The sequence below is a fragment of the Microcoleus sp. Z1_B2 genome, from assembly GCF_036700325.1.
Classification (GTDB): Bacteria; Cyanobacteriota; Cyanobacteriia; order Cyanobacteriales; family Microcoleaceae; genus Microcoleus.
On sequence record NZ_JAUBOQ010000005.1, the window covers coordinates 141375 to 159271 of the forward strand.

A 17897-nucleotide genomic window follows, 5' to 3' on the forward strand; every position below is an offset into this window, starting at 1 on the left:
CTGCTTGTATACCTTGACTGCACCACTAGACACAGTTCTAGGAAGTGTAGACGCAGTGCCTGAACTGCTTGACACAGCGACTGTAGACACTGTAGACGCAGTGCTAGACATACCACTAGACACAGGTGAAACAGTCGCAAACAGTCGCAAGCAGTCCGACTGCTTGTATACCTTGACTGCACCACTAGACACAGTTCTAGGAAGTGTAGACGCAGTGCCTGAACTGCTTGACACAGTACCCGAAGTTATACAAACAGTCGCAAGTAGTCGCAAGCAGTTCGACTGCTTGTATACCTTGACTGCACCACTAGACACAGTTCTAGAAAGTGTAGACACCCTAGATTGGACTAACGACGGTTCGTTCCCTGTGTGCGGTTTCACCCGCCAGAATTCCACCAGCTTTTTAGACTGGGTTGACCTTGGGCAACTCATCGCACTCATACTCGCATCGACGGGAGTGTTTGTGCTGGCTATGTCTATGTGGCGTCAAATCAATCCCCTGAATTTATTTCCCTCCCCAGTTCGCATCAACATTCAAATCGGGACAAAATTATGAGCTTACAACTACGCCTATTCGGCGGCAATTCTGATGCTGGAAAACTCACTGCCAGCAACGACGGCGGACACGCAATCGACAAATCCAAAGTTTTGGCAAGCACCGACGCAAGTGTTATCACACCGCTAAATCCTGGTAACTTTTCCAGCATCCGTAGTGTTCCAGTTGTGCCAGCACCGCGCTACTTCACCAAAGAAGAAGCGGACGCCATGAAGGATTTAGCAAAGGAGAAAACAGACGGTGCAAAACAGTCTAAACGCGCCTATGAAGCACTGGCAAAAGTTGAAGAAGCCGATGCTAAAGTTCACCGGCATCACCGCAAATATGAGGGTGTTGTGGCAGATAATGAACTGGGCAAAAAACGCTCAGACACTCGACTGGCTAAGCACTTGCACAGTTTGCGTCCCGGCTATGCCCGCCTAGGACTAGGTATCGACAAAGCTGACAGCGATGCTCGGACTCGCATTGATGAAATCAAGGCAAAACTCACAGGAGGGACTAACTAAATGAAAGCGATGTATCTGGCAAATTACTTCCTTGCCGGATGCGTCGCTTTCACCCTTCTGGGGTGGATAGCGAGTCTGCATCCGATGGCAATGAAAGCAGTCCTATTCTTGTTAGCAGCGATGGCAATTGCGTGGGGGCTGAGCTGGTTGCTGGACTATTCCCTGAGCAAACTACTTAAGATTACAGTTGCTGATTTGCAAGCAGTTCTCATCGGCGGTCTGGCGATGTTGCTGATTGGTTTGGGGGTGTTTCTATGCAGCTAAAACTGTTTGTGTTGAGTGCGTCCTCTGTCGTGCTGTGGTTGGTTCCACTAGCAGCACTAGACAAAAAGCTAGACATTCACAAAGCACTGCAAGGTGTCAGCTTGTGTGCTGCAATTGCTTGTGCAGTTTCTGCTGGCAACATCGCCCGTCAATTAGCAGACGAGGGAGAGATTGAGGAATTGAAACTGAGGGCAATCAAGGCAGATGTAGAGGATGAAATCAGCACCAGCGTCTACGTTTCACAGCAACAAAGACAGCAGGAAGCTGAACTTATCCTGACTTCCCCTGGTGTTGACGTGGAAGCCAGCCGTCAAGCACTGGAAGCTATATACAGCAGTGACTTACAGGAAACCGCTTCCCCTTCCGACTCTCCTGATTACCCTATATACTTGGAAGTTTGTAAGTCGATGGAAGCGGGTAAGTCTGTGACTTGGATTGTTGAGAATGTACTCAAAATGGGGGGACGTAAATTCTCAGAAGGCAAGGTCAAATTGCAAAATCTACTCAATCAGTTTGAGGGGAAAAGTAATGACTAAACAGCCAAACATCCCAACCACAGCAGCCCTAAGATTGACTGGTACCAAGTCAGAAATAGAGTTAGTTTTGGCAGTTCTGCGAGGCAAGGACTTCTTTTGGAAAACTAACGGCAAGTTCTACCCGCAACGGGGGGAGGACAATCAGTACGCTTACTACCTCAATGACCTGCAATTGCCTCAGCTTGGGGTAGCAGTCCCGGCAACACCAGGGGAACCACAACCTCGACCGTGGGATGCAGTTTTAGGTGGTCAGGGCGATAGGTAGTAGCCGAACAAATTCATCGGTGTAAGGTTTTGCCGAACCCTAGGGCTCGGCAAAATATTTTACTTCTCAAAGCTAGACTAGAAGAGACTTTGACGCTACTAGGTATACGCACAACCCTAGGGTTGGTTCGTTGCACTATCACCTATGAACTTAATCTTTTACCCCCAACTGGGAACTCGCAGCAAGCGGGCCCTTACCCGCCGCACTCGGCAAACTCATAAGGGCTCGCAGTCTCACACTTACCGACCCAAGGGAACTCTACTAACTAGACTTGCCCGTGAATCTGGAATGACTATCAACCAGGTACACTCTCAGCTCCAGAAAGAGCGGGAATATCTCTTAAGCCAGGACTCTCTATCCCTGTAAAATTGGTTCTCATGAACAAGTGGTTGATTCGACAAATCCGCCCATCAACTAGAAATATGGCTCCGCAATCGGCAGCCGCACTTGTTCGCATGATTGAATCCCGAACGCGAGGGGCAAAGACTAGGCAAGAAGCGATAGAGAAAGTAGCAGAGCTTGTACAGGACACCATTAATGCCTTCCGGAAGCGAGGACTCTCTGAAGAGCGTATTGTTGCCCGAATAGAAATAATTGTTACCTTTGCAAGCAATTGGATTGACCTTACCTTCGCCCTACTGCTAGCTTCCTTCAGCCCTGCAATACTTCTGCTAATTTGTCTAGCATCAACCCTAGACAACAATCTAGTACCTGAACGCCGGGACTTTACCTTTGAAGAGATAAAGCAAAGTCTCCTAGACCGACATTGGCCGCCACAGAGACAGCGTTGTGATTTCGTAGCTGCGTCCGCTTACTAAAGTTTGCGGAGCGGTACCTCCTATGCTCTAAATTTTCAGCAAATTCTAGACACCAAAAAACCGCTGCCTTCAATTGGTACCTGAGCGCAACGGTTTTGAGGATTCATCCACATTCAACTCGCCGTAGGGGCGAGCCAAATTTATGTACGACAATTCTACTCCGAACAACGACCAAACTTCAAGCACCCCCAAAAAATTCGACATCCGCGACCATCTGGACAAGCTGGAACCAGGCAAAGCCAAAAATTACTATATTTGCCCTGTCTGCGAAGGTCATAGCTTAGGGATTGACCACAAGAACGGTAAGTACCAGTGCTGGACAAACGCTTGCTCAACCGCTGATATTCGGGAAGCTATCCGACCACTGGCTGAATTTTTGGCAGAGTGCAAAAAAGAGGACAATCCCGCGCCACCGGCAAAAAAACCAAAAGCCAAAAAGAAGGAATATCGACCCGTACCAGTTCCGATCGGCGCGAAACTTCTGAGATTACCCGCACCCGGAAAACCACCTCGCACCGAACAACCCAAATACGTTCCCAAAGGCGTTCCCGACAGTGCCACACAAATCACCTACGCCTACAGCGACACTCAAAAGGTTTTGCGGTTTGATTGGCCCGATGCAAGTAAGCCAAAGGGACGCGACAAAACTTGCCGCCAAATTCACATAGACCCTAGCGGCAAGGAAGTCTGGAGCAAGGGTGATGCTCGCTGGCCAGCATATCGGATTGATGAAGTTATCGAACTACTAGAAGCACTACCAGACGGTGAACCCGTTCTCGTTCTGATGCTTGAAGGGGAAAATAACGTAGAACTTGCACGGGGCATCGGCACAGCGGCCCTGACTCTGCAAGGTTCCAATTGGAGTCATCCCGAAATTCAGATAATGCTCGAAACTCTGCAAGCGACAGGCAAAAACGTCAGTGTTACAGTGTTGCGCGATAACGATGACGCGGGTATCAAGAAGGGTCAAGAAGTTTGGCTGGTTGCCCGTCACATCCAGTTCCCTTGTGTGGTTGTTGACCCATGTGACATCTACTCAGACATCCCAGAAGCGGGAGACATCAGAGAAATCTTGGAAGCCATAGATAGCGAGGAATTCATCCGACTGGTAGAGGAAGTAGTCAACGACGCTGCAACGGAATTAACTCCTAATATTTCTTTAACTCCTCACCCGCGCACGCGAGAAGAAGTAGTATGCCAGAAGTATGACAGTAGTGGAAGCGACTACATCCCAGACACTGCACCGACTCCAGAGCAAAACTACGTGCAGAAAGCTGTGGACGCGCTGTACTCTGACACGCCCTGGGCCTCAATAGCAGGACAACTTTTTGAGTTCATCGGGACTCATTACGAACTGCGCTCGGAAGCTATTGAGAAGCGGCGTATTCTTGACTGGCTGAGCACTTACTCTGAATTGGTCAAAGGGAAATATCGCTGCAACCGTGCAAACACTGCCAGTGTCAATGAAGTCTACAGTTATATGCTCTTAGCTGTGGCCGTAGACCCTAATACCATCAATCCTGATGGGTTGAACACGACTAAAGGGGTAGTGAAAATTAACCCTGACGGTTCTCACTCGCTTGTTCCACATGACCCTAACCAGGTCTATACCTATGTTGGCTGCACGTATGACCCTGACATTGACGCGACGGACTGCGATCGCCTTTTAGAATGCTTGGAGCCGTCGCAGCGTGAGGTATTTTTGCGGACTGCTGCTGCTGCGTTGAATTTGAAGCTTGTTCGCTCCAAGCTGACGGGACGGGGCGTTAAAGGTTTGCTATGCCACGGCGAGGGGTCTAATGGCAAAGATACATTGCGAGCTGTGTTGGCCGCTGTTTTGGGGAGGGGAATGACTAACAAGTCGTTGTCAGACTTCAAATCCTATGACAATGGCCGCAAGTTCAATCTGTCCGGTCTGCTAGGGGGGCTCTGTAATTGGGCTTTTGAGAACACTGCAAAAGTAGACCTCGACAATATTCAGAGTCTCAAACAGTTCATCACTGGCGACCCGATCGACATTGAACCTAAAGGTAAGGACAGCTACGAATACAAACCTGCGGCCATCTTTTTAGCCAACTGCAACAAACTACCCTCTATCACTGGAGGGACGGCCGCTATTGATGACCGCTACGGCATCCTGAGTTTCAAGAAAACTTACAAGCATAATGCTGACCCGTCTCAGGGTGAATTAGAGGCTGACCCGCGCTTTAAGGATGATGAGAACTTTATCCTTGAGCGGATTGCGCCGGCGATGCTCAACAAGATGTTGGAGCGGTTGCCACTGCTACTGAAAGAGGGGATTGACTACAAGGCAACTCGTGAGGCGATGCGGGAAGCTCAAGAGGAAAGCCGGCACTTGTGGCAGTTTGTGAGGGACTTGGGGTATGAAGCTGGCAAGGGCGATCGCGTTTATGCCAAAGACTTATGGAGCGAGTTACAAGAGTGGTATCAAGAGGCGGGGATACTTGAGATTGAGTGGAACGAGAAGGGCAAGGACAAACTGGTTTGGAATGATTTACCTAACCAGTGGGACAAACCTGTGAAAGCTATCAACCAGTTATATGCCCGCCTTTGTGAGATTTTTCCCAAGCTGGAGAAGCATCGGCACACAGAACGGGGCTTTGAAGGTCAGCGGACAATGGGTGATTTTTACTATGTCGGCATCAGCAAACAAAAGTCTGAAAGAAGTGGAAAAAGTGCTCCAGCATCTCCAGCAGTAGACACAGCAAGGATATCGTCTCCAGCAGTGCTCCAGCAAGAAATTTCTGCTGGAGCACCGCTGGAGCAAACAATCCTTACGCAGAGCGCTGCTGGAGATGCTGGAGCACTAAACCCAACTTTGTTAGACTTTTGTAATTCTTTCTCCAAACTCTCGGATTCCGACAAGCAAAAATTGACAGAACTACTCACTGGCATCCCATGTTCTGACCCGCTCAAAGCATTCAGAGTCGGAGACAAAGTGGCTGGCAATAAGCCAGAGGACTCTAGCTACAACTGGCACGGCCGCATCGTTGAGATTCATACGAGCATCAGTTGCAAGGTTGACTGGCAAGAGCGCGAAAAACACAAGGGCGGCCGGATAATCTCCATGCTCTTCTGCGACCTGCGGAAAATTTAGCCACTGCCTGACAACTAACGGCTCAATTCCTCTCCCCCTTAATTGGGGGATTTTCGTGTCTACAAGTTTTGTAGACAAACTGTTGACACTGTAGACAGACATCAGTTATTGTAGACAAATACTGTATACAGGTGTCTACAATGAGTCAGAGTCAAGTCGTATCATTCAGGGCATCCGGTCACTTCCTGAACTGGATAGAAGCTCAGAAGCTAGACGGTGAGTCGCTTAGTCAAGCTGCACAACGCATTCTCAAGGAAGTCTCAGGCACGTCTACAGCGGTGGCTACAGAGAGTGACACAAGCCTCGTGTCTACAGTGACCGCCAAAAGTGTAGACCTACTGATATCCGATCGCATTGCCCCACTAATTCAACGAATAACTGTCATTGAAGAACGTCTGGAACAACTCGGTGCTAACCAACTAGACGACTACTAGACAGGTGCTAGCATCTAACTAGACAATCACTAGACAATGACTAGACAAGGTGCTAGTATCTAACTAGACAATCACTAGACAGGTACTAGACATGACAGACAGATGCCAGCTTAACTTGAGATTGGACGGCCGCCGAGACTTGCTCGAAACCATTAAAGATGTCGCAGCCGCAGAGGGTTTGAGCGTCAATGCTTGGGTAGTGCGAACTTTAGAGCAAGCGGCCAACCAAGCAATAGCGGCGCCGCTAACCCAACCTCAAACACAAGTGTCCGAAATTTTGGACATCGAACCAGTGCTAGACAAACTGCTAGACAATAAACTAGACACTCTGCTAGCAGCTAAGTTAGCAGGGATTGAAGAACGCTTGGGAAAATTGAGTGCCTGAGTGACGGCAACGATGAATCACTCAGGCAGGAATTGAAAGCGGCCAACAAGCAGCTTGCAGAATGGGATAAAGAACTGAATCAGTTACACGAGCGCAACGGCGATTTAGGGCTGAAGGTGCAGATGTTGGAGCAAGAGCTCAAGGAAGTGCGGCGCGATCGGGAGGGACTTGAGACAGAACTCTCCGACCTGAGACAAAAATCAAAAAATGATGCAGCCAGGAAAAATTTTCCCGATTTCCCAGAGCCGGCCGACTTGCTCAACCAGTTGAAAGCGCGGCGCAAAAAGTCGAGGGCAGACTTGGCTGACATGGAGGCACTGTTGGAGATACTCAGCTACTTAGAAGAGTCGGACTGAGCGAAAGATGAGCGGAAAGTCAAATGTCCAAGAAGGTAATAAATCTGAAACCCGTTACCCGTGAAGAGTTAAAAGCAATCGGGATGACAGGATTTGAACCTGCGACCCCCTCGTCCCGAACGAGGTGCGCTACCAAGCTGCGCTACATCCCGAAATTAGTCACTAGATTTTAAGCTTATCACATTCAAGTAAAAATTTAGCAACCTCGTATATAATTATTTGTAAAACACTACTCAGGCGGAGACAGACGTGACAGTTAAGCCCCAGTGGTTGCGAGTTAAAGCCCCCCAGTGGGAGCGCGTCGGCAACGTCAAAGAAATTTTGCGGGATTTATCCCTGAATACGGTTTGCGAGGAGGCGTCGTGTCCGAACATCGGCGAATGCTTCAACGCAGGTACTGCGACATTTTTGATTATGGGCCCGGCTTGTACCCGCGCCTGTCCTTACTGCGACATCGATTTTGAGAAAAAGCCCCAACCTTTAGATCCCACAGAACCCCAAAGATTGGCCCAAGCGGTGCAGCGGCTTAAACTCAACCACGTCGTGATTACCTCTGTCAACCGGGACGATTTGCCGGATGGGGGCGCGTCTCAGTTTGTCGAGTGCATTCAAGCAGTGCGATCGGCGATGCCCGATACAACTATAGAAGTTTTGATTCCCGACTTGTGTGGCAACTGGCAAGCTTTAGAAATTATTCTCGCAGCCGGGCCAGAGGTACTCAACCACAATACCGAAACCGTAAAGCGACTTTACCGGAAGGTGCGGCCGCAAGGAAAGTACGATCGCACCTTGGAACTATTGCAGCGAAGCCGCGAACTCGCACCTGGGGTTTACACCAAATCCGGCATCATGGTGGGACTCGGAGAAACAGACGCCGAAATTCGGGAGGCGATGCAGGACTTACGGGCTGTCGGCTGCGATATTTTAACAGTTGGACAGTACCTGCAACCGACTCAAAAGCACTTGAACGTCGAAAACTTTGTGCCTCCAGAACAGTTTGATGCTTGGAGAAAGTTTGGCGAATCTTTGGGATTCTTGCAAGTTGTCGCTTCTCCCTTAACTCGCAGTTCCTATCACGCCGAACAGGTGAGGGAACTGATGAAACTTTACCCACGCTAGCAATTTTAATTTGAGTTGACTCGCGCCCGTTAGCGAAGCCCTCGAAGAGGATCGCACCATTCTCAGTAAGATAGGATTGAGCCACTCGCCCACAAAGAAACCGGGTTTTTTAACCGAGATTTAGGGCTTTAATCAAGTATTTTGGTGAAAAAACCCGGTTTCGACGCACCCCTACGTCCAGGGCTTTAAGACCCGATCGAGTCAACAGCAACGAAAAACCTGCGCTTTCTGTGACGGCATGGTGCAAAAAACCCCGTTTCTGATGCTGGGGTTCTCGGCCTGATGTTAAGCCCGAAGCAGCAGCCCATAGCAAAACAATTATCGGTCGATCGCCCCCTCAAACTCATGACTTACGCAAAAGACATCGAGAAACCCGGTTTTTGCGTCAGCCAATAACTCGGTACAGGGGACTCTAGCAACTCTGAGACCCATATTCTATAATGGATTAAACTTCCGCGCTCACGGCAGCGTATTTAATCAAGAGCGCCGAGTTATATAAAGTTTTATTAAAAAAATGGCTAATTTTCCGAAGTGATCGGGAACCAGGTAATCGGTGATGAAGATTAACTTAACTTCTGACTAACGTCACTTGTTTATAGCGAGTCACTATCTATACTAGCTACATAAACAAAGAAGTACAACACACTTTTCGGGCCTTCAACCTGTTACATCAGAAAGTTCTTAGCGTTTTCCAGAATCTTGGTAAAACAAGTGGGGCAGCAAAAGTTCGATCTCTCCAACAGCAAAAAAGTCAGGAAAGTTACTAAAGAAACACAAAGCGGTGATGCTTCGTCTTAACCAAGTGGGCATCTTAATTATAAATAACCGCCAAGCGTAGCATCTTTTCACCGGAGCCACTGAGAAAATCACTATGCCAGCCACCTCTTTTTACGCTGAAGCTGAATTCGACGAACAACTGCGAGTCAATCCCTTGCCAGGTGATGTGTTGGATGAAGATGTTGAAGAAGCTGGAGACGAACTGCTCGACCAAGACCCAGCAGAGACAGAAGATGCAGACCCAGCAGCCAAATTGCAAAAAAATGCCAACCGTCGCACTACAGATTTAGTGCGCCTGTACCTCCAAGAAATAGGTCGGGTTCGTCTCTTGGGTAGAGACGAAGAAGTCTCGGAAGCTCAAAAAGTTCAGCGCTATATCAAATTGCTGGAATTACGCAACACCGTCGCCTCCCAGGAAGAAGGGCTAATTGCGCGTTTCGTGCATTTAATTGAAGTGCGCGATCGCTTGTCCGCACAGTTGGGACACAAACCTTCCTTGGAACGCTGGGCATTAACTGCCGGCGTCGGTGACGTGCCAGAACTCAAGCGAATTATGGCCGAAGGCAAGCGCCAGTGGGCCGAGTTAGCCGAGATGACGGTTGAGACGATCGAAAGAGTTCAAGCTGAAGGCATCGAAGCGAAAGACCACATGATTAAGGCGAACCTGCGCCTGGTGGTTTCGGTGGCGAAAAAATATCAAAATCGCGGTTTAGAATTGCTCGACTTAATACAAGAAGGTACTCTCGGACTGGAGCGAGCTGTAGAAAAGTTTGACCCGACGCGGGGCTATCGGTTTAGCACCTATGCCTACTGGTGGATTCGGCAGGGAATTACGCGGGCGATCGCCACTCAAAGCCGCACCATTCGCCTCCCCGTCCACATCACCGAAAAACTGAACAAAATCAAAAAAGCCCAGCGCAAAATTTCTCAAGAAAAAGGTCGGACAGCTACGATCGAAGACATCGCTGTTGAGTTGGACATGACGGCGCCCCAAGTCCGAGAAGTTTTGCTGCGAGTCCCCCGTTCTGTTTCTTTGGAAACTAAAGTGGGCAACGAAAAAGATACAGAGTTGGGCGACTTGCTCGAAACCGACAGCATCTCCCCAGAAGAAATGCTGATGCGAGAAGCTCTGCACCGCGACTTGCAGCAATTGCTGGCAGATTTGACCAGCCGCGAGCGAGATGTAATTCTGATGCGCTTTGGTTTGGGTGACGGACACCCCTATTCGCTGGCAGAAATCGGTCGCGCCCTCGACTTGTCCCGCGAACGAGTGCGTCAAATTGAAGCCAAAGCTTTGCAAAAACTCCGCCAACCTAAGCGTCGCAACCGCGTCCGCGACTATCTGGAGTCTTTGACTTAAATTTGGGCGGTCAGTCAGCGCGATTAATCAGGGATCAAGGCATTTGGCACTTGTGCAGAAGGCATGAGGCATTCGGCAGAAGTAACAATATTTACTTCTCAACAGCTTCTCTGTCCTCTGCAGCAAGTCAATCGATTTTAGATTTTAGATTTTAGATTTTAGATTAAAGAATTGACCCCACGGATGAATCCGGGGGCTTGTATCCTGGATGCTTTCATATCGTTTCCGGTTCTATCGGAATGATTTAACCGCAGAGGGCGCAGAGAACGCAGAGGGAGAGAATACAGAGAGGAATAATTCCGATGCTACCGGATTTGATATCATTCATAAAGCTGGTTAAAAGTCAATAAATATCATAAACCAAATTTTTTCCTCAATCTTTTTTCAATAAGCTGCGATATTTGCAAAATATCTCGATCGTTGTGTATTATTGTCAATAGGCAGACTTTCTTGAGAGGGTCACTATGGCACTTTATACCGCGTCCTCATTCAAATCCGAACTCAATGACAAAGGCTGGCGGATGACTCCCCAACGGGAAACCATCTTGCACGTGTTTCAGAACCTCCCCAAAGGCAATCACCTGAGTGCGGAGGATTTGTACACTTTGTTAAAAAATCGCGGCGAAAACATTAGCTTGTCTACCATTTACCGAACTTTAAAGTTAATGGCAAGGATGAGCCTCCTCCGCGAACTCGAACTAGCAGAAGGTCACAAACACTATGAAATAAACCAGCCTTACCCGCATCACCACCACCACCTAGTCTGCGTTCAGTGCAACAGAACGATCGAATTTAACAACGATTCGATTTTGAAAATTGGCATGAAGCAAGCTGAAAAGTCTGGGTTGCACCTGCTAGACTGCCAGCTAACCATTCATACGGTGTGCCACGAAGCTTTGCGGATGGGATGGCCGTCTTTGGTTTCTAGCAATTGGTCTTGTCCGAGGTCGATCGCCCAAAACGGCAGCAGCGCCCCGGATTCAATCGAGTGACGGTACACTATTTTCGCATTTTAAGTACGGCTTGTTACAATTTTTAACAAAAATCGGTAGCCCAAGTGCGATCGCAGTTACGCGGAAACCGGGTTTCTTAGGAAAAATACATCATTTCAGGAATGAGTCGGAAAGCAGAAACCCGATTTCCTTGATGTAGCCGCAAGGCTGGGGCTAAAAAGTTTGGCTCAACAAATCGTCGCTGCTGACCCCGTAACTGCGCTGAGCTCGATCGAGGGCGTCTCTCGTGGGAGTATCAAAAACTCCGCTGATCGAGCCTGTGTAAAAGCCGAGGTCTTGCAGCCGCCTTTGTAATTGCTGAATGCTCGATCGACGAGAGTTGAAACTGCTGCTAATTGGAACAGCAGGAACAGCTAGCCGCCCAGCTAATCCGTTTTGGAGCGCAGCCCAAGTCGCCGGAGTGGCAATACCCGTCGCCGGTGACAAATTGCGTTCCTGCTGAAACGACAGCACGGCAAACTCGGTTTCGGCTCCAAATACTCCGTTCACCGGGCCGGGGTTTTTGCCCAGACTTCTGAGCGCAGACTGAAGTTGTCGGACAGCAGGCCCAGTATCGCCCCGTCGCAAACCAGCGGCAATTTGCGGCACAGGCGCGGAGGCCTGCCTGTTGCCTTGCCACAAAGCCGATCGAGTGCTGCGATCGACTCTTCCAGTCCCGAACATCCCGCTATCTCTCTGAAAGCGGATCAAAGCTGCTTGAGTTGGTCGATCGAACCAACCGTGAATCTGGCTCCTGTAATAACCCAATTCTTGCAGCCGCCGCTGGACAAATTCTACTTCTCGGCCTCTGTCGCCCAACTCCAGAAAATCTCCGGCATTACTCTGTTGATAATCTTCCTCAGTCCATGAGGTAATTTGAGCTTGCCTCATCTGGGCATCTATAGCAGTCAAAGTAGCAGTGTCAGCGCAGCCGTCAGAAACGAGATTGTAATCTTGCTGAAAACGAGTCACAGCGTAGAGAGTGCGTTCCCGAAACTTGCCGTCAACGCCGCCTTCAAAATAGCCCAAAGCTTTTAATTGCCGCTGGATCAAGTCTACCGTCGCCCCTCTGTCCCCGAACCGCAGCCCCTTGCAACCGCCATTTCCCGAAATATCCCCCGGAAGAGTAACGGGGGGAATCGGCCGGGTGGAACCAAACAGCAAAGCTAAAGTTTGCCTATTGGCAATTCCAGTCACCCGCAGTCGATTAATTCGCTGGAAGTATCTAACCGCATTTTGAGTAACTTCGCGAAAACTCCCTGTGGGATGGGCGCTGAAGTAGCCTAGCTGCTTTAACCTGCGCTGGAGAGCTGAAACATCTGCACCCGCGTCTCCAAAACGCAGCTCCCGATAATTTGTATAAATAGTATTAAAAGGTCGATCGTCCCCGGCAAAACTGTTGAGTGCGATCACAGTAGCTCGATCGGGCCTACCAGTCAGCGACAGTTGATAGTCTCGCTGAAAGTTAGTCAGCGCCTGTTTTGTTACCGGGCCGAGTTGACCTGTCGATGATCTGGGAAAATAACCGAGTTCCCGCAACCTGTCTTGAACAGAGCGCAAATTTGGATATCCCGGATCTATTTGAGCAAAAGCCGAACCGGCTGCACTCAAAACCGACAGCATCAAAGCCACAGACAGCAAACGGACGTAAGTCTGACTCGATAGGTTTTGCCACTTGGGCTCATCAAAAATTTTCGACTCGGCGGGTGCTTCGCAAACAAGAGCAAGTTCGAGGTAAGCAAGAGATTCCATAATTTTTTAGTGTGAAATTGTGGGTGGGTTGTGTGAGCAAACTGCCAAAAATCATTTTTAGCACGCTTGGCTTGGATTTTATCAACGCTAAGTTCTACTGGGAAAGCGCGAAGCACCCGTTTTTCTAAAAAATTTACTGTCAAAAATAATTACAGGTAACAACCAAGATAGCATTGCTGCTTCTAGAGACGCGAGACTCAGCAAAAAAGTTTGCAGGCATAGTCTTAGCCTTTAAGGTCAAAAGACAATTAAGTTCTGGGGTAGTGCTGGCTAATATTTTATCTGGCTGCCGCAGAAATTCCCACAAGACTTGGGCGCAGGTTGTCCTCACCTTAATTTGTTGTCGGGTAAAGAGCCTGAAATCGCAGGTTTTTTGTTAAGAAACGCGGCTTCTTCATGTGGCGAGTGCGTCTGGGAAAGTACCGCTGATTAACGAAAAAACTAGCCACTAAAAATCCCCACTTTTGCTAGTTGCAAATAGGGCGGGGATTTTTTGATAAGCTCACATCTTGCATCATTCTTAAGAACAGGCAAGATGCCTGTTCCACAAAGAGTGAATTTTCTTGTGGAATAGGCTTCTTGCCTGTTCATAAAAAGCTTATTGAGAATGGTGTAACATCTCGTAAGTTGACTGTGTATTAAAAAATCGACGCTCGCTTAAATTAAGCCGAACCGATCGCAAATTACAGCTACTCCTGCTGCAAAAACAGTAATTGCGAGGGCTACCAGCGGGTTTTGGCCTCTGCTCACGGCAAAAGAGGTAACGACCCCAGCTCCCAAAGCCGCAGTAACAGCAGCAGTCGCCAAATCTCGATCGGGACGTTTGTCGTACATATTTTTTATTGTTGCTAGCTCAATAGCAGAAAACTTACATCTTGTAATCCAAGCTACCACTCTTACCTGTTCAGCGGTGACAACAGCCTGGGTTTTGCAACTAACCTTAAAATTTTGCTAATTTTCTTAACATACTCTCCTGAATTACATAAGTTAAAATTATGTTTTTTCAAGTTTTTATGTTGACTTTGAGCTCTTGAAACCTTTTGTCTGCTGGGCTTTTATGTCAAATTCAGGATTTGGCAGGGGCGATCGCACCCGCAGTCTCAGCGCATCAAACTGCAATCTCAAATATCGAAAATAAATTTAACTTGACTTTTTGCAATAAATGTGTATATAGCCCTTGGCAACAATACACAGGAAAAAACCCGGCGTTGGTGAACAATTTTCACACTGCGATTGGTTCGCTGCCCTCACAATGAGATGAGTATATTTGTTATCTAATTCCTATTCGCCCTCAATTCTTTCAGTATTGCCACCTTTGACCCAACCTTCGCGATTGCCATCCTCAATGCGAATTCGCTGCCACTCTTTGTCGGGCGACTCTTCCAAAACTACGACTCTTTCCTTGTAAGCAACACCGCCAATGCGGTTCGAGTCTCGGCTACCAGTATCGCGGAGAATTAAGCCGATCGGCTGAGTCACCATCGCGCGGTAAGCTCCCGGTTCCAGCGGTTTGGGAGACGGGGCATCGCTAGATGTAGAAACAGGGCTAGCCTGGGCTGTTGACTTCGGCGCAGCGCCCGCAACCTGAGCTGGTGTTTTGTCGTTGGAAAAAACAGGTTTTTCGGGGATAGTAGTTAGCTTAGCGGCAAAGTAAAGTGCAGCAGCCACGCTAGCACCTGCCATCAGGACGATCGCGAGCAGAAAACCCACTAAAAATTTGAAAACGCTATATACAGTGTTCATAAAACCGCAAATGAAGGAAGTTCGGCAACGGATGCTGTAACGGATGTAACGGATGTCAGGCAGAAGGCAGAAGGCAGAGGGCAGAAGGAAGAAGGAAGAAGGAAGAAGGAAGAAGGTTGAGTGTTGACTGCTGAATATTGAGTAAAATCTGGTAACTGCCCACTGACAAGTGATTACGAACTACTGACTACTGACTTCAAAAGGTTAGCCTTGAATCCGGCGGCTCAGACTGCCGTATCTAGAAGCAAGGCGAGCTTTCCCAGCAGCGGCCCAATCTTGGAGAAACTGGATTTGTTCTTGAGCCGTTCTGGCTAAGGGCACCATCTGACTAGCTGATTCTAAAATATCATCAGTGGTAAAGTCTCGATTTTGGCTAAACCCAATGTGCATTGCTTCAATCAAAGTTTGCTCGATTTCGGCCCCTGAAAAATCGGGAGTTTCGTAAGCCAAGCGCTCTACATCGTAATTTTTGATGCTGTGCGATCGCAACCGCAACAAATGTACCTCAAAAATCGCCCGCCGTTCCTCCTGGCTGGGCAAACCCACAAAAAATATTTCGTCAAACCTGCCTTTTCTCAGCATTTCCGGCGGCAAAGACTGGATGTTGTTGGCTGTTGCTACCACAAACACCGGCGAAGTTTTTTCTGCCAACCAAGTAATAAATGTCCCGAACACCCGGCTGGTTGTCCCGGAATCCCCTTTACCGTCCAATCCCGCAAAAGCTTTGTCAATCTCGTCAATCCACAGCACACAGGGGGCCAAAGCTTCCGCTAGCTGAATCATTTGCCTGGTGCGGGATTCCGATTCTCCGACTAATCCGGCAAACAAGCGCCCGACATCCAACCGCAGTAAAGGCAAATGCCAGTGGTGGGCGATCGCCTTTGCTGTTAAGGATTTTCCGGTTCCTTGAATTCCGACTAACAACAAACCTCTGGGATGCGGCAAACCGTATTGGCGAGCTCGATCGGTAAAAGCACCGCCACGTCGCAGCAGCCATTCTTTGAGATTGTCCAAACCGCCGATATCGGAAATATTTTCGCGGGCAGGGTAAAAATCCAGAATTTGAGTTTGGCGAATTGTTTGGCGCTTTTCTTCTAAAATCAGTTCCGCGTCGTCGGAATGGAGTTCGCCTCTGGTGGCGATCGCCTTGGCCAAAACTCGGCGGATTCGTTCGATCGACAGCCCTTGACAGCAGCGTACTATTTCGTCCAGCAAACGCCCCTCAATGGCTTGTCCGGTAGCCCCTAATAGCCTTTCTACCTCAATTTTGATTTCCGCCGCCGCAGGCAGGGGAAACTCCAAAACAGTCATCACTTCGCTGAGGTCTTCGGGGATCGAAACTATAGGAGATATGATGACAATATTTTTGGGTACTGATTTGAGGAGTCTCGCCAAATTCCGCAGCTTGCGGGAAATCGAGACATCTTCCAAAAACCGCTGAAAGTCGCGCAGAATAAAAATTGCCGGCGCGCTGGCGGGCAATTTTTCGAGAAATTCCAAAGCTTGGAGCGGGTTGCGCTTGCCAAAACCTGTATCGTTGGGATTGCCTTGGTAGCCATCAACAAAATCCCAGATGTAGACGGCGCGAGAACCTTGTTTTTTGGCACTTTGGGCGATCGCGGCTTCTACGCGCTCTTCTTCCCGTGTGGGAATGTAAATTAGGGGGTAGCGCGATCGCAGGAGTAGTTCAAACTCGTCGCTAAAAATAGTCATTAGTCAGTTGTCAGTGGTTAGTTGTTAGTTGTCAGTGGTTATTTCTTATTTCTTATTTCTTATTTCTTATTAGCTAATGCCAACTGCCCACTGCCAACTGCCCACTGCCAACTGACTAAGGCAATTGCCGTTTAAGTGCTTCCAGAGACGCCCAGCGACTGTCTGAGACTGTTTCGGTGCTTTCTGTATTGGCATCATCAGTTAAAGAAATTCCCGGACATTCAATATCGCATATCTGTTTGTGCGGCAGTTCCAAACACATTTGCTCGTACACCCAATCGCCCGGAGAGAAATAGCCACCTGGGGACAAATTTTCCACCAAATCTTCTAAAGCCACTTCTATTTCTGCTGAACTGGAATCTGTTTGATTTGCTGTTTCTTCGAGCCAGATTAGTTCCGATGAGTTGAGTGCCAAACGATGATTGTATTGTTTCAAGCATCTGTGGCAGGTGAGAGTAACTATTGTTTCTGCTTTCGCCTTCACCTCAAGATAATTCCCTTGGTGAGTCACTTGCAGTCGTCCTCGCACCGGAGTAAGAGTTTCTAAATCGGGGATAAATTCTTCAAAATCAATGACCTCTTTCCGCTCACTTTTTGTGAGGAGATGAGGGATATAAATTGTCTCCATAATCTTTTGCCTTCCTACTTCTTGAATTCAAAGGTCAAAAGGAATAGTTAATTTTTAACTTCTTCCTTCTTCCTTCTTCCTTCTTCCTTCTTTAGCGTCAGCGCAGCCGCACTACCAAACGCCGATCGGGTTCTTGTCCTTGACTGTAAGTTTCTATATCCTCACATTCGCTCAAAAAGCTGTGGACTTGACGGCGTTCTGCCGAAGACAGCGATTTTATTTCAACTTCAACTCCCGTCGATCGGGCTTGATCTGCTGCGTACTCTGCCATCGATCGCAATTCCTCTTGGCGGCGGATGCGATAGCCATTTAGTTCAACTGTATAAGGAATTGACTCCTCTACTTCCTGACCTATATTCTGAACCGTGTTACAGAGGTACTGAATGGCATCTATTACATTACCGTTTGGCCCGACTAAGATTGCAACTTGTTCGGGAGTCAGATTGCTTTCATCTATTGTCATCCAATAGCAATCTTTTTGTTGTTCGCATACCACTTTTGAAGGAATTGCGGACAGTTGTAGCAATTCTTCTAACCATGCCTGTCCGCGCTGCATTTGAGAGTCTTTCATTGTT

Annotated in this window: 18 protein-coding genes, 1 tRNA gene and 1 pseudogene; 13 read left to right on the forward strand and 7 right to left on the reverse strand. The window is 48.3% G+C overall.

The features are described from left to right. The first annotated feature begins 4 nt into the window (after window positions 1-4). The 10 genes from QT984_RS04480 (at window position 5) to QT984_RS04525 (ending at window position 7238) form a co-directional block, all read left to right on the forward strand. Window positions 5-556 carry a hypothetical protein gene (locus QT984_RS04480; protein ID WP_333373364.1) on the forward strand — a complete coding sequence of 184 codons (552 nt, stop codon included), beginning with the start codon at window positions 5-7 and terminating at the stop codon, window positions 554-556. Then, window positions 553-1062 (forward strand): hypothetical protein, encoded by a 510-nt coding sequence (locus tag QT984_RS04485; protein ID WP_333053783.1) that lies wholly within the window; start codon window positions 553-555, stop codon window positions 1060-1062. Before QT984_RS04480 ends, QT984_RS04485 begins: the two co-directional genes overlap by 4 nt. Beyond that, on the forward strand, window positions 1063-1326 hold the full coding sequence (locus QT984_RS04490; RefSeq protein ID WP_333053785.1) for a hypothetical protein: 264 nt from the start codon (window positions 1063-1065) through the stop codon (window positions 1324-1326). Continuing rightward, entirely contained in the window at window positions 1317-1862 is a 546-nt protein-coding gene (locus QT984_RS04495) for a hypothetical protein (protein ID WP_333053786.1), read from the forward strand. Before QT984_RS04490 ends, QT984_RS04495 begins: the two co-directional genes overlap by 10 nt. Beyond that, window positions 1855-2127, forward strand: coding sequence for a hypothetical protein (locus QT984_RS04500; protein WP_333053787.1), 273 nt, complete (start codon window positions 1855-1857; stop codon window positions 2125-2127). Before QT984_RS04495 ends, QT984_RS04500 begins: the two co-directional genes overlap by 8 nt. Before the next feature lie 422 nt (window positions 2128-2549). Next, on the forward strand, window positions 2550-2945 hold the full coding sequence (locus tag QT984_RS04505; protein WP_333053789.1) for a hypothetical protein: 396 nt from the start codon (window positions 2550-2552) through the stop codon (window positions 2943-2945). Between the two features lie 142 nt (window positions 2946-3087). Then, window positions 3088-6063, forward strand: a complete 2976-nt coding sequence (locus tag QT984_RS04510) for a DUF5906 domain-containing protein (RefSeq protein ID WP_333053790.1) — start codon at window positions 3088-3090, stop codon at window positions 6061-6063. A gap of 140 nt (window positions 6064-6203) precedes the next feature. After that, window positions 6204-6497, forward strand: a complete 294-nt coding sequence (locus tag QT984_RS04515; protein WP_333270890.1) for a hypothetical protein — start codon at window positions 6204-6206, stop codon at window positions 6495-6497. A gap of 91 nt (window positions 6498-6588) precedes the next feature. Then, window positions 6589-6882 (forward strand): hypothetical protein, encoded by a 294-nt coding sequence (locus QT984_RS04520; protein WP_333270887.1) that lies wholly within the window; start codon window positions 6589-6591, stop codon window positions 6880-6882. Between the two features lie 32 nt (window positions 6883-6914). Next, complete coding sequence (locus tag QT984_RS04525; protein WP_333231460.1) at window positions 6915-7238, forward strand: flagellar alpha dynein; 324 nt, start codon at window positions 6915-6917, stop codon at window positions 7236-7238. Between the two features lie 78 nt (window positions 7239-7316). Here QT984_RS04525 and QT984_RS04530 read toward each other — a convergent pair. Beyond that, window positions 7317-7390, reverse strand: a tRNA-Pro gene (locus QT984_RS04530). Window positions 7391-7481: 91 nt separating this feature from the next. Here QT984_RS04530 and lipA point away from each other — a divergent pair. The 3 genes and pseudogenes from lipA to QT984_RS04545 form a co-directional block, all read left to right on the forward strand. Further along, window positions 7482-8357 (forward strand): annotated as a pseudogene (gene lipA, locus QT984_RS04535) (lipoyl synthase); the annotation flags it as partial. Between the two features lie 871 nt (window positions 8358-9228). Next, window positions 9229-10494 (forward strand): RNA polymerase sigma factor SigC, encoded by a 1266-nt coding sequence (sigC, locus tag QT984_RS04540; RefSeq protein ID WP_333057963.1) that lies wholly within the window; start codon window positions 9229-9231, stop codon window positions 10492-10494. 464 nt (window positions 10495-10958) lie between these two features. Then, window positions 10959-11486, forward strand: coding sequence for a transcriptional repressor (locus QT984_RS04545; protein ID WP_006632310.1), 528 nt, complete (start codon window positions 10959-10961; stop codon window positions 11484-11486). A gap of 174 nt (window positions 11487-11660) precedes the next feature. Here the strand turns inward: QT984_RS04545 and QT984_RS04550 are convergent, their stop codons facing one another. From QT984_RS04550 to QT984_RS04575, 6 genes are all read right to left on the reverse strand, one after another. Beyond that, the gene (locus QT984_RS04550) at window positions 11661-13238 is read right to left on the reverse strand and encodes a peptidoglycan-binding protein (protein ID WP_333057962.1); all 1578 of its coding nucleotides are present in this window, start codon (window positions 13236-13238) and stop codon (window positions 11661-11663) included. Window positions 13239-13895: 657 nt separating this feature from the next. Continuing rightward, window positions 13896-14072, reverse strand: a complete 177-nt coding sequence (locus QT984_RS04555; protein WP_293253839.1) for a hypothetical protein — start codon at window positions 14070-14072, stop codon at window positions 13896-13898. 447 nt (window positions 14073-14519) lie between these two features. After that, the gene (locus QT984_RS04560; RefSeq protein WP_333057961.1) at window positions 14520-14981 is read right to left on the reverse strand and encodes an SH3 domain-containing protein; all 462 of its coding nucleotides are present in this window, start codon (window positions 14979-14981) and stop codon (window positions 14520-14522) included. A 204-nt stretch (window positions 14982-15185) separates the two neighbouring features. Further along, the gene (locus QT984_RS04565; protein ID WP_333259118.1) at window positions 15186-16694 is read right to left on the reverse strand and encodes an AAA family ATPase; all 1509 of its coding nucleotides are present in this window, start codon (window positions 16692-16694) and stop codon (window positions 15186-15188) included. Between the two features lie 115 nt (window positions 16695-16809). After that, window positions 16810-17322 carry a YceD family protein gene (locus QT984_RS04570; protein ID WP_333057959.1) on the reverse strand — a complete coding sequence of 171 codons (513 nt, stop codon included), beginning with the start codon at window positions 17320-17322 and terminating at the stop codon, window positions 16810-16812. 97 nt (window positions 17323-17419) lie between these two features. Continuing rightward, window positions 17420-17893: a R3H domain-containing nucleic acid-binding protein gene (locus QT984_RS04575; protein ID WP_333039170.1), complete on the reverse strand. Its 474-nt coding sequence runs from the start codon at window positions 17891-17893 to the stop codon at window positions 17420-17422. Window positions 17894-17897: the final 4 nt, after the last annotated feature.

What these genes read in the sequence shown, in the direction of transcription:
- QT984_RS04485 (WP_333053783.1), top strand. Translation starts at nt 553, where the DNA reads ATGAGCTTACAACTACGCCTATTCGGCGGCAATTCTGATGCTGGAAAA.
- QT984_RS04490 (WP_333053785.1), top strand. Translation starts at nt 1,063, where the DNA reads ATGAAAGCGATGTATCTGGCAAATTACTTCCTTGCCGGATGCGTCGCT.
- QT984_RS04495 (WP_333053786.1), top strand. Translation starts at nt 1,317, where the DNA reads ATGCAGCTAAAACTGTTTGTGTTGAGTGCGTCCTCTGTCGTGCTGTGG.
- QT984_RS04500 (WP_333053787.1), top strand. Translation starts at nt 1,855, where the DNA reads ATGACTAAACAGCCAAACATCCCAACCACAGCAGCCCTAAGATTGACT.
- QT984_RS04505 (WP_333053789.1), top strand. Translation starts at nt 2,550, where the DNA reads ATGGCTCCGCAATCGGCAGCCGCACTTGTTCGCATGATTGAATCCCGA.
- QT984_RS04510 (WP_333053790.1), top strand. Translation starts at nt 3,088, where the DNA reads ATGTACGACAATTCTACTCCGAACAACGACCAAACTTCAAGCACCCCC.
- QT984_RS04515 (WP_333270890.1), top strand. Translation starts at nt 6,204, where the DNA reads ATGAGTCAGAGTCAAGTCGTATCATTCAGGGCATCCGGTCACTTCCTG.
- QT984_RS04520 (WP_333270887.1), top strand. Translation starts at nt 6,589, where the DNA reads ATGACAGACAGATGCCAGCTTAACTTGAGATTGGACGGCCGCCGAGAC.
- sigC (WP_333057963.1), top strand. Translation starts at nt 9,229, where the DNA reads ATGCCAGCCACCTCTTTTTACGCTGAAGCTGAATTCGACGAACAACTG.
- QT984_RS04545 (WP_006632310.1), top strand. Translation starts at nt 10,959, where the DNA reads ATGGCACTTTATACCGCGTCCTCATTCAAATCCGAACTCAATGACAAA.
- QT984_RS04550 (WP_333057962.1), bottom strand. Translation starts at nt 13,238, where the DNA reads ATGGAATCTCTTGCTTACCTCGAACTTGCTCTTGTTTGCGAAGCACCC.
- QT984_RS04555 (WP_293253839.1), bottom strand. Translation starts at nt 14,072, where the DNA reads ATGTACGACAAACGTCCCGATCGAGATTTGGCGACTGCTGCTGTTACT.
- QT984_RS04560 (WP_333057961.1), bottom strand. Translation starts at nt 14,981, where the DNA reads ATGAACACTGTATATAGCGTTTTCAAATTTTTAGTGGGTTTTCTGCTC.
- QT984_RS04565 (WP_333259118.1), bottom strand. Translation starts at nt 16,694, where the DNA reads ATGACTATTTTTAGCGACGAGTTTGAACTACTCCTGCGATCGCGCTAC.
- QT984_RS04570 (WP_333057959.1), bottom strand. Translation starts at nt 17,322, where the DNA reads ATGGAGACAATTTATATCCCTCATCTCCTCACAAAAAGTGAGCGGAAA.
- QT984_RS04575 (WP_333039170.1), bottom strand. Translation starts at nt 17,893, where the DNA reads ATGAAAGACTCTCAAATGCAGCGCGGACAGGCATGGTTAGAAGAATTG.